Source organism: uncultured Lutibacter sp., from assembly GCF_947493565.1.
Classification (GTDB): Bacteria; Bacteroidota; Bacteroidia; order Flavobacteriales; family Flavobacteriaceae; genus Lutibacter; species Lutibacter aestuarii.
In genome coordinates this window covers 38642-60814 of record NZ_CANLRG010000007.1, presented here as the reverse complement: position 1 = coordinate 60814, position 22173 = coordinate 38642, and the positions used below count along the sequence as shown (strand labels likewise).

General features: G+C 30.6%; 18 protein-coding genes. 8 read left to right on the top strand and 10 right to left on the bottom strand.

All coding sequences use genetic code 11. From position 1 onward, the window contains the following. The first annotated feature begins 81 nt into the window (after window positions 1–81). The 6 genes from Q0714_RS10105 (at window position 82) to meaB (ending at window position 5092) form a co-directional block, all read left to right on the top strand. Window positions 82–669 (top strand): hypothetical protein, encoded by a 588-nt coding sequence (locus tag Q0714_RS10105; protein WP_298264652.1) that lies wholly within the window; start codon window positions 82–84, stop codon window positions 667–669. 82 nt (window positions 670–751) lie between these two features. After that, the gene (locus Q0714_RS10100; protein WP_298264651.1) at window positions 752–1198 is read left to right on the top strand and encodes a nitrous oxide reductase accessory protein NosL; all 447 of its coding nucleotides are present in this window, start codon (window positions 752–754) and stop codon (window positions 1196–1198) included. A 2-nt stretch (window positions 1199–1200) separates the two neighbouring features. Beyond that, a complete protein-coding gene (locus Q0714_RS10095) occupies window positions 1201–2439 on the top strand; it encodes a nitrous oxide reductase family maturation protein NosD (protein WP_298264649.1) in 1239 nt (412 codons plus the stop codon). Beyond that, window positions 2426–3133, top strand: coding sequence for an ABC transporter ATP-binding protein (locus Q0714_RS10090; protein ID WP_298264648.1), 708 nt, complete (start codon window positions 2426–2428; stop codon window positions 3131–3133). Before Q0714_RS10095 ends, Q0714_RS10090 begins: the two co-directional genes overlap by 14 nt. Beyond that, complete coding sequence (locus Q0714_RS10085; protein WP_298264647.1) at window positions 3126–3908, top strand: ABC transporter permease; 783 nt, start codon at window positions 3126–3128, stop codon at window positions 3906–3908. Before Q0714_RS10090 ends, Q0714_RS10085 begins: the two co-directional genes overlap by 8 nt. Before the next feature lie 170 nt (window positions 3909–4078). Next, the gene (meaB, locus tag Q0714_RS10080; RefSeq protein WP_298264645.1) at window positions 4079–5092 is read left to right on the top strand and encodes a methylmalonyl Co-A mutase-associated GTPase MeaB; all 1014 of its coding nucleotides are present in this window, start codon (window positions 4079–4081) and stop codon (window positions 5090–5092) included. Window positions 5093–5160: 68 nt separating this feature from the next. Here meaB and scpA read toward each other — a convergent pair whose 3' ends face one another. The 9 genes from scpA to Q0714_RS10035 form a co-directional block, all read right to left on the bottom strand. Next, window positions 5161–7293, bottom strand: a complete 2133-nt coding sequence (gene scpA, locus Q0714_RS10075; RefSeq protein WP_298264644.1) for a methylmalonyl-CoA mutase — start codon at window positions 7291–7293, stop codon at window positions 5161–5163. Window positions 7294–7298: 5 nt separating this feature from the next. Further along, window positions 7299–9107: a methylmalonyl-CoA mutase family protein gene (locus Q0714_RS10070; protein ID WP_298264642.1), complete on the bottom strand. Its 1809-nt coding sequence runs from the start codon at window positions 9105–9107 to the stop codon at window positions 7299–7301. Between the two features lie 41 nt (window positions 9108–9148). After that, window positions 9149–10438, bottom strand: a complete 1290-nt coding sequence (locus Q0714_RS10065; protein ID WP_298264641.1) for an acetyl-CoA hydrolase/transferase C-terminal domain-containing protein — start codon at window positions 10436–10438, stop codon at window positions 9149–9151. 53 nt (window positions 10439–10491) lie between these two features. Then, window positions 10492–11814 (bottom strand): sodium ion-translocating decarboxylase subunit beta, encoded by a 1323-nt coding sequence (locus Q0714_RS10060; RefSeq protein ID WP_298264640.1) that lies wholly within the window; start codon window positions 11812–11814, stop codon window positions 10492–10494. Between the two features lie 55 nt (window positions 11815–11869). After that, the gene (locus Q0714_RS10055; RefSeq protein ID WP_298264639.1) at window positions 11870–12289 is read right to left on the bottom strand and encodes a biotin/lipoyl-containing protein; all 420 of its coding nucleotides are present in this window, start codon (window positions 12287–12289) and stop codon (window positions 11870–11872) included. 64 nt (window positions 12290–12353) lie between these two features. After that, a complete protein-coding gene (locus tag Q0714_RS10050; RefSeq protein ID WP_298264638.1) occupies window positions 12354–12704 on the bottom strand; it encodes an OadG family protein in 351 nt (116 codons plus the stop codon). A gap of 8 nt (window positions 12705–12712) precedes the next feature. Then, window positions 12713–14272, bottom strand: coding sequence for an acyl-CoA carboxylase subunit beta (locus Q0714_RS10045; protein WP_298264636.1), 1560 nt, complete (start codon window positions 14270–14272; stop codon window positions 12713–12715). Window positions 14273–14289: 17 nt separating this feature from the next. Next, on the bottom strand, window positions 14290–14697 hold the full coding sequence (gene mce / locus Q0714_RS10040) for a methylmalonyl-CoA epimerase (RefSeq protein WP_298264635.1): 408 nt from the start codon (window positions 14695–14697) through the stop codon (window positions 14290–14292). A 324-nt stretch (window positions 14698–15021) separates the two neighbouring features. After that, entirely contained in the window at window positions 15022–15978 is a 957-nt protein-coding gene (locus Q0714_RS10035) for an NAD-dependent epimerase/dehydratase family protein (RefSeq protein WP_298264633.1), read from the bottom strand. Between the two features lie 143 nt (window positions 15979–16121). On the opposite strand from Q0714_RS10035, the gene Q0714_RS10030 reads away from it, so the two are divergent. After that, window positions 16122–16724, top strand: a complete 603-nt coding sequence (locus Q0714_RS10030; protein ID WP_298264632.1) for a hypothetical protein — start codon at window positions 16122–16124, stop codon at window positions 16722–16724. 1 nt (window position 16725) lies between these two features. Here the strand turns inward: Q0714_RS10030 and Q0714_RS10025 are convergent, their stop codons facing one another. Then, window positions 16726–17082, bottom strand: coding sequence for a nicotinic acid mononucleotide adenyltransferase (locus Q0714_RS10025; protein ID WP_298264630.1), 357 nt, complete (start codon window positions 17080–17082; stop codon window positions 16726–16728). 254 nt (window positions 17083–17336) lie between these two features. Between Q0714_RS10025 and Q0714_RS10020 the strand changes: the two genes are divergently transcribed. Then, complete coding sequence (locus Q0714_RS10020) at window positions 17337–22172, top strand: thrombospondin type 3 repeat-containing protein (protein WP_298264628.1); 4836 nt, start codon at window positions 17337–17339, stop codon at window positions 22170–22172. Window position 22173: the final 1 nt, after the last annotated feature.

Here is a 22173-nt window from a genome sequence, read left to right as displayed (position 1 = left end):
ACCAAGTATTAATTTTCAACATAAGTTTCTAAAATTAACTTTCAGCAGAAATTAAATTAATCTTAAAACTTAGTACATAAAATGAAAAAATCTAAATTATTAATGCTAATAGGAACCCTCCTATTACTTGGATTATTTGTATTTCCTCTTTGGAATATAACACTTGAGGCTCCTCAATACCCTGAACCAATTGGAATGGATATTTATATCACAAAAATTGCTGATATGAACCCTCACGACATTAAAAACATTAATTTAATGAACCACTATGTTGGAATGAAAGACATTCCTGAACACATGATTGAATTCGATATCTTTCCAATTGTAATTGGATTTATGATTGTACTTGGTTTATTAATTGCATTTAAAGCAAATTATAAATGGTATTTATTCTGGTTCATTTTAATGACCGTTTTAGGTATTGCTGGCATGTATGATTTTTACTTATGGGAATATGATTATGGACACAATTTAAGCGATAAGGCAGCAATTAAATTCACCAATGCTGATGGATCACCTTTGGCTTATCAACCTCCTTTATTTGGAACTAAAACCATTTTAAACTTTGTAGCGCATTCTTATCCTAGAACAGGTGCCTACTTTTTATTTGTTGGAATGGTATTAACTTTAGTTGCATTTTTTATAGGAAAAAAAGAACATCAAGCTTAATTTTTATTATAAAATAACAAAAACGGATATAGCGTATATGTCCGTTTTAATGTATATTTACATAACTATTAAAATCAAAAAAATGAAATCTTCTATATACAAGTCAATTATTGGCTTAACAATACTATTGCTTACCATTTCTTGTAAGGTGGAACCTCAACCAATTGAATATGGCAAAGATCAATGTAATTTTTGCGTTATGAACATTGTAGACAAAACTCATGCAGCACAATACGTTACTAAAAAAGGTAAACAGTTTAAATTTGATGCCATTGAATGTTTAGTAAATGATTTAAGCGAAAAAAATGAAGATAATTTGGCAATTATATTAGTAGCAGATTACGCTGATCCAGGAAAAATGATTGATGCAAAAACAGCAACCTATCTAATTAGTCCCAAAATAAAAAGCCCTATGGGAGCTAATTTATCAGCTGTATCTAGCAAAGAAAAAGCAACAGAATTACTTCAAAAATTTTCAGGAGAGCTTTACACTTGGGAAACTCTCAAAAAAAGACTTTCTGATAAATAATCATGAAAAAAATCTGCATTCTTCTTTTATTATTTTCCTATTCAGTAATACAAGCCAAACAAATTGAAGTTTGTAATAGTTGTGAAAATTCATCCATTCAAAAAGCTATTGATGCTGCTGAAAATGGTGATGAAATTTTTATCAGAAAAGGCGTTTATAAAGAAAATGATATTGAAGTAAATAAAGAAATTACCCTTTTTGGAGAAGAAGGTACCATTATTGATGGAAATAATAATGGAAGCGTACTCCACATTACAGCCAATAATTTTATCATTAAAAATTTAAAAATTATTAATGTAGGTGTTAGTTATACAAAAGATCACGCTGCCATAAAAGTAGTAAGATGTAAAAATTTTGTAATTGAAAATGTAATTTTAGATCAAATCTTTTTTGGAATTTTAATTGAGAAATCTCATCACGGTAAAATTTTAAAAAACAAACTATCTAGTACGGCTAAAGATGAAGCCAATTCTGGTAACGGTATTCATATTTGGCACTGCTCTAATATGGAAGTAGAAGGTAATGAGGTTTTTGGAATGCGAGATGGTATTTACTTCGAGTTTGTTACCGAAAGTAAAGTTCATAATAATTTAAGTCATAATAACATTCGTTACGGATTACATTTTATGTTTTCAAATAACGACACTTATTACAATAATGTTTTTAAAAATAACGGAGCTGGTGTTGCTGTAATGTTTTCTAAATTCATTATTATGTATCAAAATAAATTTCTTCATAATTGGGGTTCAGCTTCTTATGGACTTCTATTAAAAGAAATTTACGACACACAAATTTATAATAATCTTTTTCAAGAAAATACCATTGGAATTAAAGGGGAAGGATGCACTCGCATAAACTACAAAAACAACACCTTTTTAAGAAATGGTTGGGCTATTAAAATTGCTGGAGCTTGTTACACAAATATTTTTGAAAAGAATGATTTTATGCATAATTCATTAGATTTGGCATACAACACCAAGGTAAATGACAATAAATTTGAAAATAATTATTGGAGTGAATATACCGGTTATGATTTAGATAATGATGGCATTGGTGATGTTCCTTATAGACCAGTCAAATTATTTTCGTACGTGGTTAATAAAACTCCTGAGGCCTTGGTAATGTTGAGAAGTTTGTTTGTAGATATTATTAATTTCTCTGAAAAAGTATCTCCTGTTTTTACACCCGATGATTTAATGGATAAAAAACCTTTAATGAAAAAAAATAATGATTCAATTTAAGAACTTACATAAACGTTTTGGTAAATTAACCGTATTAGATGGTTTAGATTTGGATATTAAAGAAGGAGGTATTTTTGCTATTTTAGGTCCTAATGGATCTGGAAAAACAACGTTAATAAAATGCTTATTAGGCATGGTAATCCCTAACAAAGGAGACATTCTTTTTGAAGGGAAAAGTGTTTTAAAAAAATGGGAATATCGCAATAATTTAAACTATTTACCACAAATTGCCAACTTCCCTCCAAACTTATCTGTCATAGAACTAGTAAATATGGTAAAAAATTTACGTCCAAAAAGTTCAAATGAACAAGAATTAATTCAGCTTTTTGGATTAAAAAGCTTTTTAAATAAAAAACTTGGCAATCTTTCAGGCGGAACAAAACAAAAAGTAAATTTAGTGTTAACTTTTATGTTTGATAGTGATTTAATTATTTTAGATGAACCAACTACAGGTTTAGATCCAATTTCATTAATTCACCTTAAAGAACTTATACAAAAAGAAAAAGAGAAAGGTAAAACCATTTTAATTACTACTCATATTATGAGTTTTGTAAATGAGGTTGCTAATGAAATTGTGTTTTTATTAGATGGTAAAATTTATTTCAAAGGAAGTATAGATGCCCTTAAAAAACAAACCAACAACAATAATTTAGAACATGCTATTGCCAATTTAATATCTAAACAATATGCTTAAAATATTAAAATATAGTTTTTACGATTTAATGCGAAGCCGTTGGAGTTATGTTTACTTCATATTTTATTTACTATTAGGATTTGTATTACTTTTTTTAAACAACGACGTAAATAAAGCTGTAATTACATTAATGAATATTATAATTGTATTAACTCCTTTAATTGGAACTATTTTTGGAGTGATGTATTATTACAATTCTAAAGAATTTACCGAACTCTTACTGGCTCAGCCTATTAACAGAAAAAAAATATTTATGGGACAATACGTAGGTATTTCATTTTCTTTAACTCTTAGTTTAGTTCTTGGCTTAGGAATTCCTTTTGTATTATACGGTTTATTAAAATCTACAGCTATTTTTAACTTTACATTACTATTAGTTGTTGGATCTTTCTTAAATTTTATTTTTGTTGCATTATCATACAATATTGCACTCTCTACCGAAAACAAAATAAAAGGATTTGGTTACGCCATTTTAATGTGGTTATTTTTAGCAGTTATTTATGATGGTATTTTCTTAATTTCATTAGTAATGTTTGATGAATATCCTTTAGATAAATTTTCGTTAATAGCCACTATGTTTAACCCTATAGATTTATCTCGAATTTTAATTTTACTCAAGTTAGATATCTCTGCCTTATTAGGTTACACAGGAGCCGTTTTTAGAAAGTTTTTTGGAACAAATTTTGGAATGCTCATTTCAATGTCGATACTTATACTTTGGGTATTATTCCCAATTTTTAGAATGAATCATAAACTAAAAAGAAAAGATTTTTAACATTTAATTTCATCCTTTTTTCAACAAATAATGTTTAAAAAATAACCAAGCTCAACAGTAAATTTTTACCAATATCCGTATCTTTGTTATAGCAGTTTTTAACCTGCTAATGTTATATTTTAAACACCTATAGATAAATTAAAACCTATCTTATATTTATTGAAGACTTAATGAAAAACTACAAACCAAAAAATAGATTAACAGCATCTGAATATATTGAAGGTATTTTAAAAGGAGATAGAGTTTTACTTTCAAGAGCAATTACTATAATTGAAAGTAACCTAAAAAGTGATAAAATACTAGCTAAAGAAATTATTCAAGAAATTTTACCAAAATCCGGAAATTCTATTAGAATTGGAATAACAGGAGTTCCTGGAGTAGGTAAAAGCACCTTTATTGAAGCTTTTGGAAAGTATTTAATTACACAAGGGTATAAAGTGGCCATACTATCAATTGATCCAAGTAGTCAACGTTCTAAAGGAAGCATCTTGGGTGATAAAACTAGGATGGAAGAATTGGCCAATTCTGAAGAAGCTTATATCCGTCCATCAGCTTCTGGAGACACTTTAGGAGGTGTTGCCAACAAAACTGGAGAAACTATGCTACTCTGTGAAGCTGCAGGTTATGATGTTATTTTAATAGAAACTGTAGGTGTTGGACAATCTGAAACAGCTGTACATGGCATGACCGATTTCTTTTTATTATTAATGCTCGCTGGTGCTGGTGATGAATTACAAGGTATTAAAAAAGGAATTATGGAAATGGCTGACATGGTAGTCATTAACAAAGCCGATGGAGATAATATCAGAATGAGTGAAAAAGCTCGAATTCAATATCAAAATGCTTTACACATATTTCCACAATCCGAGTCTGACTGGACTCCAGTGGTTAGTACCGCTTCTGCCATAAAAAATATTGGAATTGATAAAGTTTGGACAGAAATTACAAAATTTAAAAAGCTAGTAACCGATAATGGTTATTTTGAAAAAAACAGAAATCATCAACAAATACAGTGGATGTACAATAATATTAATGAAGAATTGAAACATTTATTTTACGGCTCTAAAAATATTGCAGCACAATTAAACACTTTAGAAGAAGCTATTATCTCTGCAAAAATATCTCCTGTTAAAGCCGCTCAATTTATTATTGAAGAATTTAAAAAATCATTTTTAAAACTTTAAAGCAACTTACTTAAAACCAAAAAAGCCCAGCATTAAAATGCTGGGCTTTTCTATTCATTATTTAGAAATTATTCTTGTTCTAAATATTTTTCCATAATAGTAATTGCTGATTCAGAAATTACCGTACCAGGTCCAAAAATGGCTGCTACTTTTCTTTCTAATAAGTAATTGTAGTCCTGAGCAGGAATTACTCCTCCTGCAAATACCATAATATCTGGTCTTCCTAATTTTTCTAATTCTTCAATTAGTTGAGGAATTAATGTTTTATGACCAGCTGCCAAACTTGAAGCTCCCACAAAATGCACATCATTTTCTATAGCTTGTTTCGCAACTTCTTCAGGAGTTTGGAATAATGATCCCATATCAACATCAAAACCTAAATCTGCAAAACTTGAAGCCACAACTTTGGCTCCTCTATCATGCCCATCTTGACCCATTTTGGCAATCATTACTCTTGGTCTACGTCCTTCAATTTCAGCAAATTTATCTGCCAACTTTTGAGCTTTTACAAATGTACTATCGTTATTTACTTCTTTACTATACACACCACTTATTAAATTAGTATTTGCTTTATGTCTTCCAAAATGAACTTCTAAAGCATCTGAAATTTCACCTAAAGTTGCAAAATTTTCTGCAGCTTCAACAGCCAATGCTAATAAATTTCCTTTTCCAGTTTCTGCACATTTTGATAACGCTGCTAAATTAGCGTCAACGATTGCTTGATCTCTGTTTGCTTTTAATTTTTTCAAACGTTCTATTTGAGAATTTCTAACAACTGTGTTATCAACTTCTAAAATTTCAATATTAGACTCTTCTTTTGTTTGATATTTGTTTACACCCACCAAAATATCTTGACCAGAATCTAAACGAGCTTGTTTTCGTGCTGAAGCTTCTTCAATTCTCATTTTAGGAACACCTGATTCAATAGCTTTCGCCATTCCTCCAAGCTCTTCAACCTCTTCAATTAATTTCCAAGCTTTTTTTGCAATTTCTTGAGTTAAATATTCTACATAATAAGAACCTGCCCACGGATCAACCGCTTTGGTCATTTGTGTTTCATCTTGGATAAAAATTTGCGTATTACGCGCAATTCTAGCAGAGAAATCAGTTGGTAACGCAATTGCTTCATCTAATGCATTGGTATGAAGTGATTGAGTTCCTCCAAAACCGGCCGCCATTGCTTCAATACACGTACGTGCTACATTGTTAAATGGATCTTGTTCACTTAAACTCCAACCTGAAGTTTGACTATGTGTACGCAATGCCATTGATTTTGGATTTTTTGGATTGAATTGCTTTATAATTTTTGCCCACAACATACGCCCTGCACGCATTTTAGCAATTTCCATAAAGTGATTCATTCCTACCGCCCAAAAGAAAGATAAACGCGGAGCAAATTCATCAATTTTTAAACCAGATTTTAATCCAGTTCTAATATACTCCAAACCATCTGCTAAAGTATATGCTAACTCAATATCAGCGGTCGCACCAGCTTCTTGCATATGGTAACCACTAATTGAAATGGAATTAAACTTCGGCATATTTTGAGTAGTATATTCAAAAATATCTCCAATTATTTTCATAGAAGGTAATGGTGGGTAAATATATGTATTACGCACCATAAACTCTTTTAAAATATCATTTTGAATGGTTCCAGAAAGTTTATCCAAAGAAACCCCTTGTTTTTTTGCAGCAGCAATATAAAAAGCCATAATTGGCAAAACAGCTCCATTCATAGTCATAGAAACCGACATTTTATCTAAAGGAATTTGATCGAACAAAATTTCCATATCTAAAATAGAATCTATAGCAACACCTGCTTTACCAACATCACCCGTTACACGTGGATGATCCGAATCATAACCACGGTGGGTAGCTAAATCAAAAGCAACTGAAAGTCCTTTTTGACCAGCCGCTAAGTTTCTTCTGTAAAAAGCATTGGATTCTTCTGCTGTTGAGAAACCTGCATATTGACGTACTGTCCAAGGACGCATAGCATACATAGCACTATAAGGACCTCTTAAAAATGGAGGAATACCTGCTGCAAAACCTAAATGTTCAGCTTCTGATATGTCGTCTTTAGAAAAATGTTTTTTTACAGGAATTCCTTCAGGAGTATTCCAAACTTCTTGATTCTCTGAAGTTGCAGTAGTTTGTTTTACTGCTGAGTTTAATGTTATATCTGAAAAATCTGGTTTCATACCTCTTAAGCTTTAATTGTTTGCTGAATTTTTTTCTGAATACTAGCTATGGTTGTAATCACATCTGATCTCATATTTACAACACCATCTAAACCAGCTTCAGTTAATTCATCTATATTACTTGGCGCTCCTGCTAATAACAATACTTTGGTATTATTTAAGGCTCTAAAGGCTTTTACAAAAGCAATGGCACTCTCGTTATAATCCTCATCTGAACTACAAATTACCACAACATCTGCTTCAGAATTTGCACTAGTTTCAGCAGCTTCTAATGCAGAAGCGTAACTTTCTTCTTGCTGTACATTAAATCCGCTTACTCCAATAAAATCATATGAAAAAGCCGCTCTAGCTTTACGCATTGTTAAATTTCCAAAACTTGCCAATTCAACTATTGGGCGTTTGTTGGTTGCAGCAACCAATTCTTCTGTTGCTTTTCTAATAGCTTCAATTTCCAAAGAAGCTCTTCTAGGTTTTAAAATCTTAGTAGATGTTATTTTGTAACTATCAGAAAGAATTTCTGAAGATACTTTTTCCATTAAGTTAGGATATTTATTTACTCCAACTAAAGGCAATCTTCTTTGACTTATTAATTTTACTTTTTCTTGACGAATTTGAGCAATATGCTCTTGAATTAATTCTCCTTCAAATGAAGTATAAAAACCTCCGTTTGCTTCAATTGCTTTGAAAAGTTCTAAAGCTTTTTCTGCAATTTTAAATGTAACTTCTTCTATATAATAAGAACCATCAACAGGGTTACTAACTTTTCCAAAGTAAGATTCTTCTTTTAAAATAGTTGAAATATTTCCTGCTATTCTACTTGAAAAATCTGAAGGATTATTAAATTCTTTATCATACGGATCAATTAAAACACCGTCAACATTTCCTAAAATAGCAGACATAGCTTCTGTAGTAGCACGTAACATATTGGTATGGGCATCTGTAACAGATTTGCTCCAAATTGATGTTTTAGCTGTTACTGTTTTAGAAAATTCTACAATCCCATATTTAGTAGCAATTTCTTGTAATAAATTGTTAAATGCTCTAAATTTTCCAATTTCAATAAAATACTCTAATCCAATTGCAAAATTGATGTTTAAATTATCAAAAATAGTTTGAACTTTTATCTCTTTTTGGGTAAGTTCATCAATTAAATAAACTAATGAATTTAGCGTATATGCAATTTCTTGAACTTGGTTAGCACCAGCGTCTAAATACTCACTTCCTGATAAAGTTATTGCTTTAAAGTTAGGAAACTCCGCTGTTAAGTTAATCAAAGCTGCAATTACATCAAAATTGGTATTGTCTAATTTTCCAGTTGTAACATAATTTGAAATTAGTTGAGTATCAAAATACCCTTTCAAATTATGAGAAGCTACATTATTTTGTTTTACAAATGAAATAAATTCCGTTGCAAATGAAAGTTCATTTGAAAATAGGATGAATGAAACTGAAATTTCATTCAAATTAATATTTTTTAAAAGCTCAGAAACAGCAATATGCTCAACCACTTCAAATATTATTCCGTTCATTCCTTCTTCAATAGCTTTTAACGCTAATTTATTTGCGTTTTCAGCATTTTGAACCCTAATAGCACGGTAGTTTGTTAAAGCCTGAGAGTTTTCTCCAGTATTTGTTAAACAATTTATGGTATCTTCATTTGTATAAAAAGGCTGAATTGCAATTTTGCTTAAGTTTTTCCAAACTAATTTTTTGTCAAAATCTGCACCTTTTAAATCAATGTTCACTTTGTCCATCCATTCTTGTTTTGAAACAGGATTGAATTCAGAGAAAAGCGTTTTGTTTTTATCGTTCATAATAGTTTATATTAATTGTGATATGCGTAATTTAAATAAAATTATTTAACCATTAAACTACTTCCAAATCTTTCAAAAATAGCTTTGTCTAAATCCTCTCTATGGTCTGGGTGTGCAACATCTCTTAAAGATTGAGCTCGTTGTTTTAAGTTTCTTCCAAACAGCTCTGCAACGCCATATTCTGTAGCAACAAATCTAGCATGAGCTCTGGTTGTTACCACACCTGCTCCCTGTTTAAGCATAGGAACAATTTTAGAAACTCCTTTGTGCGTAGTTGAAGTAACTGCTATAATTGGTTTTCCTCCCATTGATAAAGCAGCTCCACGCATAAAGTCCATTTGGCCACCAACTCCAGAGAACATTCTAGAACCTATTGAATCAGCACAAACTTGACCCGTAATATCAATTTCAATCGCAGAGTTAATGGCTGTAACTTTTGGATTTTGACGTATAACAGCCGTATCGTTTACATAAGCAATATCATTCATTTCAATTTCTGGGTTGTCATCCATAAAGTCATATAATCGACGAGTTCCCATTGCAAATCCTGAAATAATTTTATAAGGATTTAGTTTTTTCTTAGAGCCATTTACAACACCTTTTTCAACTAAATCTACAATGCCTTCAGAAAACATTTCTGTGTGTATTCCTAAATCTTTATGATTGTGTAAGAATGTTAAAACTGCATTTGGAATTCCTCCAATTCCCATTTGAAGTGTAGCCCCATCATCTATAATTTCGGCAATATTTTTACCTATTGCTTTTTCTTCTTCAGTAGGTTCCACAAATTTCATCTCATAAATTTCTTCTTCAACTAGTACACAAGCATCAAAATTATTAACGTGTACTAAAGCATCTCCAAAAGTACGTGGCATACGTGGATTAATTTGTGCAATCACTTTTTTTCCTTGCTCAATTCCTGAAATAACAATATCAACTGAAACACCTAAAGAACAAAAACCATGTTTGTCTGGTGGTGAAACGTTTACCAAAACTACATCTAAATCCATATATCCTTGACGAAACAAACTTGGAATATCACTCAAAAAAATTGGAATATAATCAACCGTTTCTCCTACCATTTTTCTTACGTTTCCTCCAATAAAGAAAGCGTTTGTTCTAAAGCTTTCACTTAGTTCTGGTGCTGTATAACCACATTCTCCTTCTGTATGAAGGTGTACTATTTCAACTCCTTTTAACTCAGGAGCTCTTTCAACCATTGCTTTGACTAAAGTTTGTGGTGTTGCTGACCCTCCTTGAATTAAAACCCTATTTCCTGATTGTATTAATTTAACAGCTTCTTTGGCTGTCATTACATTTGGTATTTTCATTTTATTAAAACTTTAAATGTGCTGTTTATTTTTTCAACTTATCAAAATTATATTTATCCTAAAAAGCTCAATATGATACCCGCAGCAATTGCAGAACCAATTACACCAGATACATTTGGTGCCATTGCATGCATCAATAAATAATTTGTTGGATCCGATTTTAACCCTTCATGATGAACGACTCTTGCACTATCAGGAACTGCAGAAACTCCAGCAGCTCCTATTAATGGATTAATTTTATCATCACCTTTTAAGAACAAGTTCATAAACTTGGCAAAGAATAGTCCTCCCATAGTTGCAATTACGAATGATATTGCCCCAAGACCAAATATCATTAATGAATCTTTAGTGATAAAAATGTCTGCTTGCGTTGATGCACCTACCGTAACTCCTAAAAGGATGGTTACAATATCAATTAATTTAGTACGTGCTGTATCTGCTAATCGTTCCGTTCTTCCAGATTCTTTTAATAAATTACCAAAGAATAGCATTCCTAATAATGGTAATGCACTTGGAGAAATAAATGTTGTTAATAATAAAGCAACAATTGGAAAAATCATTTTTTCTTTTTGAGATACAGCTCTAGGTGGTTTCATTTTTATTTTTCTATCCTCTTTAGAAATCAACAATCTCATTAAAGGAGGTTGAATTACTGGTACTAATGCCATATAAGAATAAGCGGCAATTGCAATTGGACCAATCAAGTTTTTTACAACTGTTCCATCAGCTAAAAGATTTATCCCATTGGCTAATTTTGAAGAAAGGAAAATTGCTGTTGGACCATCTGCTCCGCCAATAATTCCTATAGCCCCAGCTTCAGGTAAATTAAAACCTAAATAAAGTGCTCCTAAAAATGTTGCAAATACACCAATTTGTGCCGCTGCACCTAACAACATTAATTTTGGATTTGCAATTAACGACGAAAAATCTGTCATTGCACCAATTCCTAAAAAGATTAATGGTGGATATATACCTTTTACTACTCCAAAATACAAGTAATTTAAAACAGAACCTGCTTCATAAATTCCTGTTTGATTTCCTGCAACAAATGGCACATTACCAATAATTACACCAGCCCCTATAGGGATTAAAAGTAAGGGTTCGTAATCAAACTTAATGCCTAAATATATAAATATAATACCAATAAGTATCATAATTAAATTGCCTGCAGAAGCATTTGCAAAACCAGTGTAATTATAAAATTGTTTGATTCCTTTAAAGGCTCCATCATAGACCCCTTCTTCTACCTGATTTACTTGATCAGCTTGAACTGATGTGATGGTATTATTTGGATTTATATCTTTGTTTAACCCTAAAGCAGGTCTAATAAAAACTAGCAAGGATATCACTCCAAATATTAATAATACTTTTTTCATTTTTTTATTTTTTACGAATTATACGTCTTAAAAAAAACCTATAATTGTGTAATTTTTACTCTAGTTCAATCATTACTTCATTTTGCAATACTTGTTGTCCAACAGAAATATTAACAGCAGTAATAGTACCTGCTTTTTCAGAAACAATATTGTTTTCCATTTTCATAGCTTCTAACACTAACATTCTATCACCAACTTTAATAGTATCACCAACTTTTACATCTAATGATAAAACTACTCCTGGTATTGGAGCTACAATTTTAGTAGTTGATGAACTCGGATTAACCTTTAAAGGTTCAGATGGTCTTTTAGAGGCTGAACGAACTAAAGTAGGAGTTTTCGTTTTTTTGATTTCCTCCTTCATTTTAACAGAATAAGAAGTACCGTTTACTTCTAAATCTATGATATTATCTTCATGCGATACAATTCTAACATTGTAATTGTTATCGTGTATTCTAAATTTAAAATTTTTCATTTTCTTTATGTTTGTTTGTTGATAGTTTTAACTTAAAACCATTAACAAATAATCTATAATTCAGTTAAAGCCTATTGTGAGTTCCGTATATTTTAGAACTCCAAGGAGAGTACAATTTTCTTGCTTGTTTTATAGTTAATATAGCATTTTCATTATCGTGTTGTTCATGAAGATATAAATGAATTGCTGCTGAAATAGCTGCTGCAACTTCACCTGTAAAACTTTCATCGGCTTCAATAGATATGTCTTTAATTTTCTTATCTTTTCTTTTGGTTATTACCTTGTATATGTACAATAAAACTGGTAATCCAAACTTAAAAAACACTGCAAGAGTTAATAATGCACTAAAAACAATTAACAATCCTGTTATTAGGATAATATAACCTTCACTTATTTGATCTATATATAAAAGCATATGTGACATTATAATGGAATATTTGAATGTTTTTTTGGTGGATTTATTTCCTTTTTATTGGCTAATAACTCCAACGCTCTAATAACTCTGAAACGAGTATTTCTAGGTTCAATTACATCATCTATAAAACCATATTTGGCAGCTTCATAAGGGTTTGCAAATTTATCGTTATACTCATCTTCTTTCTTTTCGATGTATTCTAATTTTTCTTCTGCATCTTCAATTTTTCTTATGTTAGAACCTTCTAATACTTCAACTGCACCTTTAGCTCCCATTACAGCTATCTCTGCTGTTGGCCAAGCATAGTTTAAATCTCCTCGTAATTGTTTACAACTCATTACATCATGTGCTCCACCATATGATTTGCGTAAAGTAATGGTTACTTTTGGTACTGTCGCTTCACCATAAGCAAATAATAATTTTGCTCCATGTAAAATAATCCCTCCATATTCTTGCCCTGTTCCCGGTAAGAAACCAGGCACATCAACTAATGTTACAATTGGAATGTTAAACGCGTCACAAAAACGAACAAATCTTGCTGCTTTTCTAGATGCTTCTGTATCTAAAACACCCGCATAATATTTTGGTTGATTTGCAACAATACCAACAGAACGTCCATTAAAACGGGCAAATCCAACACAAATATTTCTTGCATAATTTCTATGAACTTCTGTAAACTCACCATTATCAACTATGGTAGCAATCACATCAACTATATCATATGGTTGATTTGGGTTTTCTGGAATTATTTCATTTAAAATATCGTCCAATCTATCAATTGGATCATCACATTTAATTGCTGGAGGGTCTTCTAAATTATTAGATGGAAGGTAGCTCATTAACTTTCTAATAAGCATTAAGTTTTCTTCATCAGTTTCGGCTAAAAAGTGAGAAACTCCAGATTTAGTAGAGTGAATATTTGCCCCACCTAATTGCTCAGTTGTAACGACTTCACCAGTTACAGCTTGTACCACCTTTGGTCCGGTAACAAACATATAACTAGTTTGATCGGTCATCACTGTAAAATCTGTTAACGCAGGAGAATATACAGCTCCACCAGCACAAGGGCCTAATATTGATGAAATTTGTGGAATTACACCTGATGCCATGATATTTCTTTGGAAAATTTCTGCATATCCCGCTAAAGATCTAACTCCTTCTTGAATACGAGCTCCACCACTATCATTTAACCCAATTACAGGTACACCAATTTTCATGGCCATATCCATAATTTTACAAATTTTTAACGCATAAGTTTCCGATAATGAACCTCCAAAAACGGTAAAGTCTTGAGAGAATACATAAACTATTCTTCCATCAATTGTTCCATGCCCTGTAACTACACCATCCGATAGGTAAACTTGTTTATCTAACCCAAATGATTTAGTTCTGTGAGTTACAAACATGTCAAATTCTTCAAAACTATCTTCATCTAAAAGAATTTCAATTCTCTCACGCGCAGTTAATTTTCCTTTAGCGTGTTGAGATTCAATTCTTTTTTCACCTCCACCTAGTTTTGCTTTAACTCTCTTTTCAATGAGTTCGTTAATTTTATCTTGATTTGCCATTGTAATATTTTTTCTTTTTACTCTTCTTTAGAACATAGTTCTGTTAACACTCCTTGTGTTGATTTTGGATGAAGAAAACCTATGTTTAATCCTTCAGCACCTTTTCTTGAAACCTTATCCACTAATTTTACTCCTCTTTCTTCAGCTAACTTTAAAGCTTCAGTAGCATTATCAACTGCAAACGCAATGTGATGAATGCCTTGCCCTTTCTTTTCTATAAATTTTCCTATTGGTCCTTCTGGAGAAGTGCTTTCTAATAATTCAATTTTTGTGTTACCTACCAAAAAAAAGGCTGTTTTCACCTTTTGATCAACAACCTCTTCTATCGCATAGCATTTCATTCCTAAGACCTCTTCATAATATTTAATGGATTCGTCTAAATTTTCTACGGCTATCCCGATGTGTTCTATATGTGAAATATTCATAAATAATATATTTTTGTAAGTTATTTTTATACCATACCTAAAAAAAAGGCTAGAATTTTATCTATTATCTAATTGAATAACAAAATTAGGGTATCCTAAATTTTAAAAAGATGACAGATATCATAATTTAAATTAAATTACTAAAACGTTTTATTAAATTTTTTAAACACTTAAATAGCTGATAGACTACTACATATAATTTTAATTAAATTATTGTTTTCAATGTTAATAAAGTTGTTTATAAAACAACGTTGCATGTAATAACTTTTAACAAAAAAGGCTCAAAATTCTTCGAGCCTTTCTAATTAAATATTAATAATTTAACTACATTTCATCATATCTAATGTGAAGACTCTCAATCATGTTTTTTGACATTTTTTCAAGATTAAAGTTATGTTTCCATCCCCAATCTTCTCTTGCTCTAGAATCGTCAATACTTTTTGGCCAACTATCTGCTATATTTTGTCTAAAATCAGAATGGTAGGTAATTTCAAATTTTGGAACAATTTTTTTAATTTCAATGGCTATTTCTTCAGGAGTAAAACTCATTGCTGCTAAATTATAAGATGATCTTACCTTAATTGTTGATGCATCAGCATCCATAATTTTAATAGTTGCATCAATAGCATCATCCATATACATCATTGGTAGCTTTGTATCTTTACTCAAAAAAGAATCGTATTTACCGTGTAACAATGCATTGTGGTAAATTTCTACAGCATAATCCGTAGTCCCTCCTCCTGGATCCGCTTTCCAACTGATGATTCCAGGATATCTTATACTTCTTACATCAACTCCAAATTTATTAAAATAGTACTCACACCAACGCTCACCTGCTTGTTTGCTAATACCATATACTGTTGAAGGTTCCATAATGGTTTCTTGTGGAGTATTTTCTTTTGGGGTTGTTGGTCCAAAAACCGCTATTGAACTTGGCCAAAATAGTTTTTCAATTTTTCCTTCTTTAGCCAAATTTAAAACATTAAATAACGAGGTCATATTTAATTCCCAAGCTTTTGCTGGGTATTTTTCACCTGTGGCTGAAAGCATAGCGGCCATTAAATAAACTTCATTGATTTGGTATTTTTCAATAATTTTTAAAATTGAATTATAGTCCATTGCGTTTATAAATTCAAATGGACCAGAGCTCATCAACTCTTCATTACCTTCTCTAATATCTGAAGCTACTACAGCATTTTCTCCATTAATTTCACGCAATTTCAAAGTTAATTCTGTACCTATTTGTCCACATGCACCAATAATTAATATACGCTTATTCATTTGATAAAAAAACAGTTTAATTTAGCTTCAAAGATACTGAAAATTAAAATTTATAGTTATTTTATTAGCAATTTTATTAAAAATGAATTTTTAAAAATTAAAAGTAGATTTATTAGTACTTTTGACAATTCTAAGCTATAATTATGAAATATCTAATTGGTTTTTTAATCATTATTTTAAGTTTAAATACTTCGTGCAATAAAAACAAAACGACAAAAAATGTTAATGAAGTAATTGATTCAATAAAAATTGATTCGAGTAGAATAGTTAATACTATTGGGGAAACCTTAATACCAAAAGCAAAAAAAGAGCTAGCTAATTGGAAAGAATATCAAAACTTAGATGAGTTTATGTTGAAATATTACAATATTTCAACAATGGAAGCTTTGGTATATTCTAAAGAACTATCAGATTTAGTAAAATTAATGAAAGATACCATTAGAGTTGATAAACTAAATACCTTAAATGTTATTGCACGTTTTAATGTGCTCCATAATGAAGCATTACGATTGGCCGATATGGCAAAAATACCATCTATTACAGAAGAAGAAGTAAATGAAGAAGTTGGAAAAATTTTGAATTTATATGCGTCCGTTAATTCAAAAATTAATACCATTTACAAAGCTGAAGACTTACAAAACTCTTTAGAAATTGATATCGAAACACCTATTGAATTAGAGCCTGAACATAGAAAACCAACTATTAGAAAAATTCCTACTAGGGTCTCTTCAAAAAAAGACAATTAAATTAATAACTGTTTTTGATTCGCTTATCTTTATCAACCTCAATAATATTAATTATTCTATTGTCTTTATATTTCACCTTAGTTATTTTATTTTCACTCCAATAGGTCCAAACACCAACTTTAATACCATTATTATAGGTGGCATAACATTTCAAACTTCCATCTAGATTATAACTTTCCCATGAAGCATGTAATTTTCCTTCTTTTGTATAAAACCCATGTTGCATGACCATTCCATTTTCATAAAACAGAGTAACTTCGGTTAAATTTCCTTTAATATTGATTTCTTTTAATGATGTATTTTGAGCATAGCTAATAGATGCTAAAGCTAGTAAAACAAGTGTAACTATTTTTTTCATAACTAATAATTTTGATCAACCATAAATAATTACTCAAATTTATTAAATAACTAGATTATAAATTGTGATTAAAATCAGCACCCTAAGTACAACTATTCATTAAAAAAGAAAGTTTTTAAATTTTCATTATAAATGTTATACTTGAATTTGAAATCAAGTTTTAATTTCATAAAAATTAATAATTACTCATTTGAATTAGCATATTAAGATACGTTTAAAAAAATATTATTTTACATTTGGTGAAATTATTTTTTATGAAAAATTTTCTACTATTGCTCGGGTTGTTTATTTCTTTTACTAGTGTTCAAGCTCAGTACAATGAAACAGCGCCTTGGATGCAATCCAAATATAAAACCCAATTTAAAAAAGGAGGTACAGATCAACTTTCATTAACTGAAATATCATCAATGTTTAATGAATATTGGAAAGGTAAAGATTATACTAAAAAAGGGAGTGGTTACAAACCTTTTAAAAGATGGGAAGAATTTTGGAAGCATTTTACCGATAAAAATGGTTATTTACCAAACTCTTCTAAATTATGGAATTCATGGAAAACTAATATTCAAACTTTTGAAACAAATGCTAATTCTAACGATAGTAATTGGATGCCTTTTGGGCCTAACACATTAATTAATCATAAAACTTCAACTGCAAATTTAGGAAGGGTAAACGTAATACTTCCTGATCCTAATAATGAAAATATCATATATGTAGGCACTCCGGCTGGAGGTATCTGGAAATCAATTGATAAAGGTTTAACCTGGGTTCCTCTTTCAGACAACTTACCACAAATAGGTGTTTCAGGAATAGCAATTCATCCTAGTGATTCCAATACCATTTACATTGCTACAGGAGATGATGATGCCTCTGATACTTATAGTGCAGGAGTCTTTAAATCAATTGATGGTGGAAAAACTTGGAACGAAACAGGTTTAAATCCTAACAACACACCTGATTCAATGAATGATATTTATATCCACCCTGACAACCCTGAAGTATTATGGGTAGCTACAAATAATGGATTATATAAAACAACTAATGGAGGAGATACTTGGCTCCAAAAAATTGCAGGTAATATTAAAGATATTAAGTTAAAACCTTTAGATCCAAATACTATTTATATTGCAACTAAATCTAAAATTTTTAAATCGATTGATGGAGGTAATAATTTTGAACAAAAAACTATTGGATTACCAGTTACATCTGGTAGATTAGTTATAGACGTTACACCTGCAAACCCTAGTTATTTATATGTATTAAGTGCTGATTTAGAATATAATTATCAAGGCATTTACAAATCAATAGATAGTGGTGAAAATTTTTCAAAAACATCTAATACTGTAAATATATTAGAAAGTGATCAGGCTTGGTATGACCTAGCTTTAGCTGTTTCAGATACAAACCCTGAAGAAATATATGTAGGTTGTTTAAATATTTGGAGATCTATGTCTGGTGGTGTAGGCTTTAACAAACTAAATAATTGGTCGCACCATACAGCCTCATTTACACATGCAGATATCCATTTTTTACGTTTTTATAATAATGAACTATTTGCAGGAACTGATGGTGGGTTTTATAAAAGTACTGATCATGGTACTACTTTTCAAGATTATACTCAAGGCATGCAAATTGGACAATTTTATAAAATTTCTGTTTCAGCAAGAAATTCAAATAAAATTGCGGGTGGATTACAAGACAATGGAGGCTTTGGCTTAACAAATAATGGAGATTGGAGTAATTATCACGGAGGTGATGGAATGGACAATGCAGTAGATCCAAATAATGAAAATAAATATTATGGGTTTACCCAGTATGGAGGTTCATTAAACATTTCAACCAATGCTGGTGAAAATAGAATCTCTAGTTTTGGAGGCCCAGAAGAAGGTAATTGGGTAACTCCTTTAGAAATTAATAAGGATGGAGAACTTTACGCCGGTTATACAAGCTTATATCATTTTACTGGCTCTGAATTTATTAAAGTATCATCTACTTTTGAAGGCAAAATTGATGAATTAGAAATTGATGCTAATGATACTAATAGTATTTATGTAGGTGTAGATAAAAACTTTTATCAAAGTATTGATAAAGGTTTAAATTTTAATTTAAAACACTCTTTTGAAGCTAATATTTCATCAATCGCTGTTCATAGTAGTAATAGCAATATCATTTATGTATGTACATCAGGATATGGACAAAGAGGTATTTATAAATCTGTAGACAATGGAGAAACATTTACTAATATTACTTACAATCTACCAACAAATCAAGCTTTTTTTGACATAGTACATCAGGGAAGACATAAAGATAACCCTATTTATATTGGAACAAGTTTAGGTGTTTTTAGGTTAGATGACACCGCTAATGAGTGGGCTTCTTTTTCTAATAATTTACCTACAGTACCAATACGAGATTTAGAAATTTCGCTAGATGATGCTAAAATAACTGCAGGAACCTATGGTAGAGGTATTTGGCAATCGGATATTTCTGTGGAACTTCCTGAATCTGAAATAAGATTATTAGAAATTGTATCTCCTACAATATCTAATATTTTAGAAGACAATTTTACTATTAAGTTAAAAGCTGAAAACAAAGGTATAAAGCCTATAGATAAAGTTTTTGTTAAGTATAAATTAGATACTAACGAAGAAAAAAGTTACCAATGGAATGGCTTAATTGGTAAAAACTCTACGGGTATTATTACCATCCCTAATATACCCATAGAATATGGAAAGCATAGCTTAAATATTGAAGTAACTGTAGATGGAGATGCTTTCCCAGAAAACAACACTTTATCAACTTCTTTTGTTTCAAACAGAAAAACAGTACCTAATATTTTAAATTCTTTTGAAGATGAAAACGAAGAATTACTATCCTACAATGAAGACGATATTTTTTCAACAGAATGGAGCATTGGTAACCCAAACGGAACATTACTTAATACAACAGGTTCAGGGACTAATGCTTACGCAACAAATTTAACAGGAAATTACAACGACTTAAAAAAGAGCTACATAGTTTCTAAATACTATGATTTATCCTCATTAATTTCTCCTACCTTTAAATTTAAAATGATTTACGATTTAGAAGAAAATTGGGATATTATTTATATTGAATATTCATTAAATAATGGGAAAAACTGGGAAATTTTAGGAACTAATAACGATCCTAGTTGGTACAATAGTAATAGAACAAATGCTTCTTCTGGCTTTTCAAATGATTGTCAAAATTGTCCTGGTGCCCAATGGACAGGTACCGATACTGAAATGAAAGAATATTCATACAATTTATCTTCATTAAACTCTAAAGGAAATGTGTTATTCAGATTTGTTTTTCATTCTGATACCGCAGAAAACCAAGAAGGTATTGTAATTGATGATTTTATTATTGTTGAAGAAGGAATAAATGATACCGATGACGATAATGATGGAATTTTAGATGTAAATGATAATTGTCCTACAATAGCCAATCCAAACCAAGAAGACTCCGATAATGATGGAATTGGTGATGTTTGTGATGAAGATGCTGACAATGATGGAATAGTTGACGATATTGACAATTGCCCATACACTCCAAATGAAAATCAGCTAGATACTGATGCCGACGGAATAGGTGATGTTTGTGATGAAGATGACGACAATGATGGAATTTTAGATGTGAATGACAATTGTCCACTAACCCCAAACACTAATCAAATTGATCTTAATAACAATGGTATTGGAGATATTTGTGAAGATAGTGATGAAGACGGAATAGTTAACCTTATTGACAACTGTCCTGAAAATGCTAATATAGATCAACTAGACAATGATAATGATGGGATAGGTGATGTTTGTGATGAGGATGACGACAACGATGGAATATTCGATGTAAATGACAATTGTCCATTTAATTACAATCCTGATCAAAATGACTTTAACAATAACGGGGTTGGTGATGTTTGTGAAGATTCTGATAATGATACTATTTTTGACAACAATGACAATTGCCCATTAACTGTTAACCCTAACCAAGAAGATACAGATAATGATGGAATTGGAAACATATGTGATGACGATGATGACGATGATGGAATATTAGATGCAAATGACAATTGTCCATTAACTGCAAACCCTAACCAAGAAGATACAGATAATGATGGGATAGGTGATGTTTGTGATGAGGATATTGATGGAGATGGTATTACAAATGATACCGATAATTGTCCTTATAAAGTAAATCCAAATCAAGAAGATTTTGATAATGATGGAATTGGCGACATTTGTGATGATGATATAGATAATGATGGTGTACTGAATTATTATGATAGCTGTAACGATACACCTATTAATGATTCAGTGGATGTAAATGGCTGTACTTTATTTAGCTTACCAACAACCAACTTTTTATTAGAAATTTATGGAGAAACTTGTAGAGCAAATAATAATGGATATATTGTATTAAAAGCTACAGAAAATTTAAATTACACAGCAATAATTACAGGAAGTGGAAGTTCAACTTCTAAAGAATTTACAAATAACATTACATTTAATAACCTAGAAGCTGGTAATTATACGATATGTATAACTGTTGAAGATCAACCTGACTATGAAATTTGCTTTAATGCAGTAATAACAGAACCTGAAGATTTAGCTGTTTCATCCAAAGTTAATGCACATTCAAAATCAGTTATCGTTACCTTAAACGGTAGCACCAATTACTTTGTAACTTTAAACGGAGTAACTACCAAAACATTTGAATCTTCGTTAAAATTAGCATTAAAACCAGGCATCAACAAACTTAAAGTAACTACAGAAACTGCTTGCCAAGGTGAGCATTTGGAATCATTTATAGTTCCTTTTGAAGGAATTAAATTATATCCAAACCCTGTAAAACAACATAGAAGCTTATTTTTAACTACTGGATATATCAAATCAAATAACATTAAAATTTCAATTCTAAATACTTTAGGTAGTATATTATCAACCAATATTTATTTAAACAATCCACAAAAAAGAATTGAAATCAGCACCAAACATTTACCTAAAGGAATGTATATATTAAATTTAGAATCTAAAGAAGTAACTAGAAGCTTCAATATAATAATTGAATAAT

Bases quoted from the DNA above. Each gene is read 5' to 3' on its own strand.
- Q0714_RS10025 (WP_298264630.1), bottom strand. From the start codon at position 17,082: ATGAAAAAAATAGTTACACTTGTTTTACTAGCTTTAGCATCTATTAGC.
- Q0714_RS10105 (WP_298264652.1), top strand. From the start codon at position 82: ATGAAAAAATCTAAATTATTAATGCTAATAGGAACCCTCCTATTACTT.
- Q0714_RS10050 (WP_298264638.1), bottom strand. From the start codon at position 12,704: ATGCTTTTATATATAGATCAAATAAGTGAAGGTTATATTATCCTAATA.
- Q0714_RS10065 (WP_298264641.1), bottom strand. From the start codon at position 10,438: ATGAAAATACCAAATGTAATGACAGCCAAAGAAGCTGTTAAATTAATA.
- Q0714_RS10030 (WP_298264632.1), top strand. From the start codon at position 16,122: ATGAAATATCTAATTGGTTTTTTAATCATTATTTTAAGTTTAAATACT.
- Q0714_RS10070 (WP_298264642.1), bottom strand. From the start codon at position 9,107: ATGAACGATAAAAACAAAACGCTTTTCTCTGAATTCAATCCTGTTTCA.
- scpA (WP_298264644.1), bottom strand. From the start codon at position 7,293: ATGAAACCAGATTTTTCAGATATAACATTAAACTCAGCAGTAAAACAA.
- Q0714_RS10045 (WP_298264636.1), bottom strand. From the start codon at position 14,272: ATGGCAAATCAAGATAAAATTAACGAACTCATTGAAAAGAGAGTTAAA.
- Q0714_RS10100 (WP_298264651.1), top strand. From the start codon at position 752: ATGAAATCTTCTATATACAAGTCAATTATTGGCTTAACAATACTATTG.
- Q0714_RS10090 (WP_298264648.1), top strand. From the start codon at position 2,426: ATGATTCAATTTAAGAACTTACATAAACGTTTTGGTAAATTAACCGTA.
- Q0714_RS10060 (WP_298264640.1), bottom strand. From the start codon at position 11,814: ATGAAAAAAGTATTATTAATATTTGGAGTGATATCCTTGCTAGTTTTT.
- meaB (WP_298264645.1), top strand. From the start codon at position 4,079: ATGAAAAACTACAAACCAAAAAATAGATTAACAGCATCTGAATATATT.
- Q0714_RS10020 (WP_298264628.1), top strand. From the start codon at position 17,337: ATGAAAAATTTTCTACTATTGCTCGGGTTGTTTATTTCTTTTACTAGT.
- Q0714_RS10085 (WP_298264647.1), top strand. From the start codon at position 3,126: ATGCTTAAAATATTAAAATATAGTTTTTACGATTTAATGCGAAGCCGT.
- mce (WP_298264635.1), bottom strand. From the start codon at position 14,697: ATGAATATTTCACATATAGAACACATCGGGATAGCCGTAGAAAATTTA.
- Q0714_RS10055 (WP_298264639.1), bottom strand. From the start codon at position 12,289: ATGAAAAATTTTAAATTTAGAATACACGATAACAATTACAATGTTAGA.
- Q0714_RS10095 (WP_298264649.1), top strand. From the start codon at position 1,201: ATGAAAAAAATCTGCATTCTTCTTTTATTATTTTCCTATTCAGTAATA.
- Q0714_RS10035 (WP_298264633.1), bottom strand. From the start codon at position 15,978: ATGAATAAGCGTATATTAATTATTGGTGCATGTGGACAAATAGGTACA.